This is a genomic window from Rhizobium ecuadorense, assembly GCF_001187535.1.
In the GTDB taxonomy this organism is placed as follows: Bacteria; Pseudomonadota; Alphaproteobacteria; order Rhizobiales; family Rhizobiaceae; genus Rhizobium; species Rhizobium ecuadorense.
Genome location: NZ_LFIO01001375.1, coordinates 19,660 through 27,523 on the forward strand (window position 1 = coordinate 19,660; position 7,864 = coordinate 27,523).

General features: G+C 61.1%; 6 protein-coding genes. 3 read left to right on the forward strand and 3 right to left on the reverse strand.

The annotated features are described in order from the left end of the window. Positions 1–94 precede the first annotated feature (94 nt). The 3 genes from AF337_RS29620 to AF337_RS29630 all read left to right on the forward strand — a co-directional run bounded on the left by AF337_RS29620 (position 95) and on the right by AF337_RS29630 (position 5,486). Positions 95–859 (forward strand): bestrophin-like domain, encoded by a 765-nt coding sequence (locus AF337_RS29620; protein WP_049734980.1) that lies wholly within the window; start codon positions 95–97, stop codon positions 857–859. A gap of 207 nt (positions 860–1,066) precedes the next feature. Beyond that, the gene (locus AF337_RS29625; protein WP_049734981.1) at positions 1,067–2,263 is read left to right on the forward strand and encodes an efflux RND transporter periplasmic adaptor subunit; all 1,197 of its coding nucleotides are present in this window, start codon (positions 1,067–1,069) and stop codon (positions 2,261–2,263) included. Between the two features lie 40 nt (positions 2,264–2,303). Beyond that, positions 2,304–5,486: an efflux RND transporter permease subunit gene (locus AF337_RS29630; RefSeq protein WP_049734982.1), complete on the forward strand. Its 3,183-nt coding sequence runs from the start codon at positions 2,304–2,306 to the stop codon at positions 5,484–5,486. A 14-nt stretch (positions 5,487–5,500) separates the two neighbouring features. Here AF337_RS29630 and AF337_RS29635 read toward each other — a convergent pair whose 3' ends face one another. The 3 genes from AF337_RS29635 to AF337_RS29645 form a co-directional block, all read right to left on the reverse strand. Then, positions 5,501–5,830, reverse strand: coding sequence for a hypothetical protein (locus AF337_RS29635; RefSeq protein WP_049734983.1), 330 nt, complete (start codon positions 5,828–5,830; stop codon positions 5,501–5,503). Further along, complete coding sequence (locus AF337_RS29640; protein WP_049734986.1) at positions 5,827–6,615, reverse strand: DUF2092 domain-containing protein; 789 nt, start codon at positions 6,613–6,615, stop codon at positions 5,827–5,829. Before AF337_RS29640 ends, AF337_RS29635 begins: the two co-directional genes overlap by 4 nt. Before the next feature lie 203 nt (positions 6,616–6,818). Further along, positions 6,819–7,601: a hypothetical protein gene (locus AF337_RS29645; RefSeq protein WP_049734984.1), complete on the reverse strand. Its 783-nt coding sequence runs from the start codon at positions 7,599–7,601 to the stop codon at positions 6,819–6,821. Between the last annotated feature and the right edge of the window lie 263 nt (positions 7,602–7,864).

The following is a 7,864-nucleotide window of genomic DNA, read 5'->3' on the forward strand; positions in this document are numbered from 1 at the left end:
TCCGCCTGTCTTCCGCTATGATAACGGCAGCTATTGCACAGTTTGCAAGCATTGCGGCGCTTGCAGCATGGACGTGACGATAGGGAGACCGGACTTGATCTCACTGTTGCTTGGCGGACTTGTCTTTGTTTTTCTGTCGGCGGCAACATCGATAGGAATGATGGTGCGCGGCCGCTTGCCGGACCATCATCTCAGTTCGGAATCCAAGGATGTCATCAGGCTCGCGACCGCGGTGGTGGGGACGCTCTCGGCTTTGGCGCTCGGCCTGCTGATTGCATCCGCCAAATCGACCTATGACAATGCCGAAGTGGAGATGAGAACGGCGGCCGCGAGGGTCCTCCTGCTGGACCGCGTCATGGCCCAATACGGCCCGGAAACCGACGATGCGCGTCGGCTGCTGCGCCAACTCATCGAAAAACGGCTGAGCCGCGGCTGGACTGCCGAGACCACCGACGCGGCATCCGGCAAGGCGCTGGGAGAATATCAGGATATCGAGGCGGTTCAGGGCGACCTGCGATCCCTGTCGCCGAAGGATGCCGTTCAGCATTCTCTCCAGACGCGCGCTCTTGATGTCAGCGGCATGGTGGCGGAAACCCACTGGCTGCTGGTCGAGTCCGGCAGCGAGGGCCTGCCCTGGGCCTTCCTCGCCGTTCTCGTCTGTTGGCTCTCGCTGCTTTTTGCGACCTTCGGGCTGCAGGCGCCGCCCAACCCGACGGTGCTGTCCATTCTCTTTGTCTGCGCGCTTTCCGTCGCCGGCGCGGTCTTCCTGATCTCGGATATGGCCAATCCCTATATCGGGCTGGTACGCGTTTCCGATGCACCCTTACAGTCCGCCCTCGAGCGCCTTGGAAAACCGTAGCCGGCTCACGGCAGTCGTGGAAACCCGGCAAACGCCCCATTATCGGGCTCCCCGCTTCACCACAGTTCAATTGTGCACCAAGGGCTATTGCAATTTTTAGCAATGCCGCGACATAATATCGCATGCCTTGAACCTTCGGCAGACAGGTGGGGGTCGACGTCGAGGCACGCATGAGGACTGGGCTCGTACAATGTCGGGGCGGCGGCAATGCGTGGGAGATTGCATCGGAGTCTGCGATTTTTTCTGACATTTGCCGGCATGGCAATGCTCGCCGGCTGCGGGGAGAGCGGCAACACCTATGTTCCCCCTCCGCCGCCTGTGGTTCGGGTCGCGCAGCCGGTCCAGCAGCCGGTGACGCTCTATTTCGAACTCACCGGCAACACCGCGCCGCTGAATGCCGTCGATATCGAGGCGCGTGTCCAGGGCTATATCCAGTCCATAGACTACCAGGACGGCATGATGGTGAAGAAGGGCGCCAAGCTTTTCGGCATCGAGCGCGACACCTATCAGGCGCAACTGGATCAGGCGAAGGCATCGCTCGCCTCGCAGCAGGCCTCCCAGGTCGGCGCAAAGCAGGAATATGATCGGCAGCTCAATCTCATGAAGCAGCAGGTCACCACCCAGACCGCGGTCGACAGCGCCAAGGCGACGCTCGACGAGGCGAATGCCGCCATCCTCAACGCCCAGGCCAATGTCGAACTCGCGACGATCAACCTCGGCTATACCGAGGTGCTCGCTCCCTTCGACGGCATCGTCACGGATCACCTCGTCGATATCGGCACGCTGGTCGGCGTATCCGGCCCCACTAAACTCGCCAGCATCGTCCAGACCGATCCGCTTTATGCCTATTTCAACGTCAGCGAAACACAGGTACTGATGATCAAGGAAACCCTGGCAAAGCAGGGACATACCTTCAGGCAGACGGACCTTCCGAGCATACCGGCGGAGATCGGTATGCAGACGGAAGAAGGTTACCCGCATAAGGGACATCTCGACTACGTATCACCTCAGCTCGATACCTCGACGGGCACGCTTCAGGTCCGCGCCCTGTTCGACAACAAGGATCACGCCATGCTGCCCGGCCTCTTCGTGCGCGTTCGGGTACCGGTCGGCCATAACGACAAGGCTCTGCTGGTGCGCGACGATACGATCGGAACGAACCAGTTGGGCAGCTACCTGCTTGTTCTCGGCAAGGACGATGTCGTCGAGCAGAAGCAGGTCAAGACGGGCCAGCGTGAAGGTTCGCTCCGGGTCATCCAATCCGGCCTCGATCCGGCTGACTGGGTGGTGACCCAAGGGATTCAGCAGGCCATTCCCGGCAGCAAGGTCACGCCCGAGAAGATCGAAATGAACCCGGCGGTGGGCGCCGCCGGCAATGCCAAGGCCGACACCACCACGCAATGAATTCGCCACCACGCTTCCTCTGAACATCTGAGGCAACAGCATGATCTCGCGTTTCTTCATCGAGCGACCGGTACTCGCCAACGTCCTGGCATTGGTCTTCGTGCTCGTCGGCGCGGTCGCCCTGTTCCAGCTACCTGTGGCGCAATACCCGAATGTCGTGCCGCCGACGGTGCAGGTGACGACGCGCTTCCCCGGCGCCAGCGCCCAGACCCTCGTCGACACCGTCGCGCTGCCGATCGAGCAGCAGGTCAACGGCGTGCAGGATATGCTCTACATGCAGTCGACCAGCGCCAGCGACGGCACCTATTCGCTGATCGTGACCTTTGCCATCGGAACGGATCCCGATCAGGCGCAGGTTCTGGTGCAGAACCGCGTCGCCATTGCGATGTCGTCGCTTCCCGAAGCGGTGCAGCTTCAGGGCGTGACGACGCAGAAGAAATCGACGGCTATCCTCGGCTTCGTCAGCCTGACCTCATCAGACAGCCGCTATGACAGCCTGTTCCTGTCGAATTACGCCGTCATCAATCTGCAGAACGAACTCGCTCGCCTGCCTGGAGTCGGCAACGTCACCGTGTTCGGCGCCGGCCAATATGCCATGCGGATCTGGATGGATCCGAACCTGCTGCAGGCGCGCGGCCTGACGCCGCAGGATGTCGTCAGCGTCGTGCAGCAGCAGAGCCAGGAGGTCGCCGCCGGCCAGATCGGCATTCCGCCGGTGCCGCAAGGGCAGGTCTTCCAATACACGCTGAATGTCAATGGCCGGCTGAACGAGGCCGCCGACTACGAGAACATTATCGTCAAGGTCGAAAGCGGACAGGGCGGCCGCATCACGCGCGTCCGCGATATCGGCCGCGTCGAACTCGGCGCCCAGACCTACAGCCAGTCCTTCACGCAGAACGGCCGACCGGCGGCCGGCATCGGCATTTTCCAGCTGCCTGAGGCGAACGCCATTGCCGTCGCGCAGGCGGTGAACGCAAAGATGGAGGAGCTCTCGAAGAGCTTCCCGCCCGGCCTCGAATATCATCTGCCGTTCGACACGACGAAATTCGTCAAGGCCTCCATCGACGAGGTTTACGTCACCCTGATCGAGGCGGGTGTGCTGGTTCTCATCGTCATTCTGGTTTTCCTGCAGGATTGGCGGGCAATGCTGGTGCCGGCGACCACCGTTCCCGTCACCATCATCGGCGCCTTCGCCGCCATGGCGGCCTTGGGCTTCACCGTCAACCTGTCGACGCTCTTTGCCATCGTTCTCGCCATCGGCATCGTCGTCGATGATGCCATCGTCATCGTCGAAGGTGTAGCCCGACACATCGAGGCCGGTATGTCAGGCCGAAAAGCGGCCGAGAGGGCCATGGAAGAACTGCTCGGCCCGGTCATCGGCATCACGCTGGTGCTGATGGCGGTTTTCATTCCGGCCGCCTTCCTGCCCGGCCTGACCGGCCAGCTCTACCGGCAGTTCGCGCTCGTCATCGCCGCGACCGCGCTGATCAGCGCCATCAATGCCGTCACGCTGAAACCGACGCAATGCGCCCTCTGGCTGCGCGCGCCGGTACCGCCGGAGAAACGCAACGTCTTCTATCGCGGCTTCAACAGGGGCTATGATTGGGGCGAGCGCCACTATGCCGGACTGATCGGATCGATGACCCGTCACAGCGGCATCATGGCCATAGCAGCGCTCGCGCTGATCGGCGTCGCCGTCTGGGGGCTTACGCGCCTGCCGACCGCATTCCTGCCTATCGAGGATCAGGGCTATGTGCTGATCAGCACGCAATTGCCCGACGGCGCCTCGAAAGAGCGAACCGATGCCGTCATGGAAGAGGTCGGCAAGATCGCCGAAGCCACCCCGGGCGTCGATCAGGTGCTGACCATCAGCGGCCTTTCCGTTCTCGACAACAATGCCAGCCTGCAGAATGCCGGCGTCGCCTATGTCGTTCTCAAGGATTGGGACGAGCGCGGCAAGGAGAAGGGACAGGACCTGCTGTCGATCTATCAGCATCTGAACGACGCCCTGCAGCACGTGCTGACCGCCAAGACGCTCGTGGTCGTGCCGCCGCCGATCCAGGGCGTCGGCAACGCCAACGGCTTTACCATGCAGGTCGAGCTCCGGAACGGCGTATCCGATTACCCGCTGCTGCAATCGCTTGCCGATACGATCGTCAGGAACGGCAATGCGCAATCATCGCTGCAGAGGCTGAGCACGCCCTTCCGCTCGAACGTGCCGCAGCTTGCGGTCTCCGTCGACCGCATCAAGGCGGAGACGCTGGGAATTACCGTGGGGCAGGTCTTCTCCGCCCTCTCCGGCTATGTGGGATCGAGCTATGTCACCCAGTTCAACAAATTCGGCCGCACCTTCCAGGTCTATGCGCAGGCTGCCTCCGATTTCCGCGTCAGCCCTGACGATATCCGCAATCTGAAGGTCAAGGCCGGCGACGGGACGATGGTGCCGCTCGGCACGGTCGTCGATGTCACCATGACACAAGGCCCCTCGCTGATCAGCCTCTACAACCTCTATCCCACCGCCACCATCGTCGGCGGACCGGCCGCCGGCTTCAGCTCCGGCCAGTCGCTCGAGGTCATGGAACAGATCGCCAACCATACATTGCCGGCGGGTGCCGGCTTCGAATGGACGGCGCTTTCCTATCAGGAGAAGGCCGTGGGCGGGCAGATCTACTTCATCTTCGCGCTCGCCATGCTGCTCGTCTATTTCGTGCTCGCCGGCCAATATGAAAGCTGGATCCTGCCGCTGGCGGTCATATCAGCCGTGCCGCTCGCCCTGCTCGGTACGGTGGCGGCACTCATGGCAGCCGGCGTCGCCAACAATCTCTACACGCAGATCGGCCTTATCCTGCTGATTGCGCTCGCAGCCAAGAATGCCATTCTCATCGTCGAATATGCGAGGGAAAAACGGGCCGAAGGCATGGAAATTCTCGACGCCGCCGTCGAGGCCGCCCGCCTGCGTTTCCGGCCGATCCTGATGACGTCCTTCGCCTTCATCCTCGGCGTCCTGCCGCTGGTGCTGGCGACGGGCGCCGGCGCATCGGCCCGCAAGTCGATCGGCATATCGGTCTTCAGTGGCATGATCGCCTCGACCTGCCTCGCTATCCTCTTCGTTCCTTCCTTCTACGTGCTGCTGCAGCGCCTCGAGGAATATTGGAAAGGGCGCGGCGCGACCGCAAGCACGGCCGCACCAGTGGCGGAGGCGGAGATATCGAACATCAGGTAAGGCGATCGCAGCAATTATTGCACGATCACCTGCACATAAACGTTGCCACTCTTGGCGTAATAATAACCGCCGCAGCGATAATAATAGCCGCCGTAATAGGGACCGTAACGGCAGCCTGCCGGAAGCACGGCGATGGTTGTCGTCGTGCGTGTGACCACCCGCCGCGTCGTCCGGCGGGCCACGCCCGCATAGGAGAGCGGCGTCAGCGGCCTGCCGATGACGGCGCCCGCCGGCGTGGCAAAGCCGACCGACAGGGGCATGGATCCCTGCTGCTCGATGTGAAAGCCGGTGAATGTCAGAACGCCGGTCAGGCCGAGGGCGAAGAACAGCTTCTTATAGGTCATTTTGCCTCTCCCATATCGGCGGCCTCAGGCAACTCGTCGAGTGATTGCAACTCGCTGAGATCGACCGTCTTCGCGCTGGCTGGAACTTCGATGGTGTAGGAAACGGCCGCGACATCCGCCCCGCTTTTGAAATCATTGATTTCTAGTGTGTATTGCGGCGCCTGGACGACATGCTTGCTGGTGATGACATAGCGGCGGGGTATCGGCTGCGGGCCGCTCTGTATCCAGATCTGCCAATCGATTTCAGGCGTCCGGAAGGCCAGATATTCGCATTCGACCCCATCCACGAAAGCGCTGGAAATATGCTTGGCCTCCGTCACATCCGACATAAGCACATCATAGACGTTGGAGGATAAAAGATCCGCGCCCGGCGCTTCGACACCCGCGGTCATCAGCCTGTCAATCAGATCATCGAGCGAACCCTTGCCGTCGATCTTTGCATAGGCATCGAGGTTCTTGCCATGGACCGTCAGCGATGAACCGTCGAAACTCACGTCGAGGTCGGCAAAGCCGCCGGTCCTGGTGACGCGCAGCTTGTCGGGGCGGGTCAGGTTGGCTGTCCCCGAACTGACGAACTGGAGTTTCTCGAAGGCAGGCGTCACCGCTTCGAGCGACGATTGGTAGGTGAAGGAGATCGTCTTCTGCGCCGTCAGAAAATCGGACATCGTCTTTAGAAGGGCCTTCGCATCATCCGCCCACGCGCTCGTCGGCGGTGCGAGGCTGGCGGCAAGCGAAGCATAGAGAAGAATCCGCTTCAATCGCGGGAAAGGGAAAGTCGATGACATGGCAATGCCTTTCGTTGGTGTCGTCATTGATTTCATCGAAATGCAGATGCAGCTGGCAGATCTGCCGGAGCCGGACATGAAATGTGAGAGATGCAATGCATGCGGGCAAACGGCCGCCTGTCGGCCCTTGCGGGATCGCGCGCACCGAATTTATCGCTGGAGCGCGCAATGGTCTCTTTCTGAGAGCGAGTATCGAGGGGACGCTACAATCCCGAGGTCAGCACGCGATGGCACGCTGGTGATACGCGCTGCAGATTGTCGCGCAGGCAGGCAATGCCCCGCCCTCCCCCTAAAGGCACCATACGGCACAAGGCCCGGAAGTCCGCTCCGCAAGTTTCCCGCAGGATCATCACTTCCTCACGTGGGGAGAAGGCTGGCATCATTGCCCGAGGGGCCGGCGTGATCGCACCGGTGGCAGCCGCATCGCCGGGCGCCGGCGCCCCCGATCCCCCCAAAGCCGCAACAGCTTGCTGACATGGTGCCGATAGAGCGGCACTATGCTGTTGGAGACAGCTGAGCGCCGCCGCACCGCCCGGCGTGACACCGGAACATTGCGCCATGAAATCTCGCTGACAGGCCGATTTGACCGCATTGCGCTGCGCCTGCGTCGGCGTGCCGGTCGCAGGCGCAGGGCTACTCGCCGCGGTATTTGCAGGCGCAGCCTGCGTCGGCTCCGCGGATGTCGATTTGGGTTTGACGTTCACTGCCGACACCGCCTTCTGGCAACCTGCCGAAAGCGTCGCGCTATGCTGCTGCAAACAAGTGAGCGCCTCGATGCCTCCGGGCGTAACCCCCGAGCATTTTGCGATGAAGTCTGAGCGGCACTCTGCCTTGATCGCATCGCGCTGCTCTTCGGTCGGCGCTTGCGCGGATGCAATCCCGGCGAAGAGCACCATCGCGCAGAACGCGGGCAATGCCGAGATTGCCGATAGAAGACGATGCCTCCCATGTAGAGACGTCAGTAGAGAAGGCCCCCATTTTCGCATGATTCCCCCCTATAAATCTTTGATCTACTTCATGAAATCGAACTACCCCCTGAATAGGATAATAGGCGCCGCCGAATGGACGGACGTTGCTTGCTGTCATAGAATATAAGAAGCGCCTGAACTACGTATATTAGAATATTATCTCTTTAGCAACCATCTCGTCGTCGCAGAAAAATCGATGACAACTTGCAAGGATATCATCTCGGGAGTCCAGAAACGCAAAAACCCGCCGAGAGGCGGGTTTTTTGCGGAAGTAAAGATTG

Bases quoted from the DNA above. Each gene is read 5' to 3' on its own strand.
- AF337_RS29645 (WP_049734984.1), bottom strand. From the start codon at position 7,601: ATGCGAAAATGGGGGCCTTCTCTACTGACGTCTCTACATGGGAGGCAT.
- AF337_RS29625 (WP_049734981.1), top strand. From the start codon at position 1,067: ATGCGTGGGAGATTGCATCGGAGTCTGCGATTTTTTCTGACATTTGCC.
- AF337_RS29630 (WP_049734982.1), top strand. From the start codon at position 2,304: ATGATCTCGCGTTTCTTCATCGAGCGACCGGTACTCGCCAACGTCCTG.
- AF337_RS29635 (WP_049734983.1), bottom strand. From the start codon at position 5,830: ATGACCTATAAGAAGCTGTTCTTCGCCCTCGGCCTGACCGGCGTTCTG.
- AF337_RS29640 (WP_049734986.1), bottom strand. From the start codon at position 6,615: ATGTCATCGACTTTCCCTTTCCCGCGATTGAAGCGGATTCTTCTCTAT.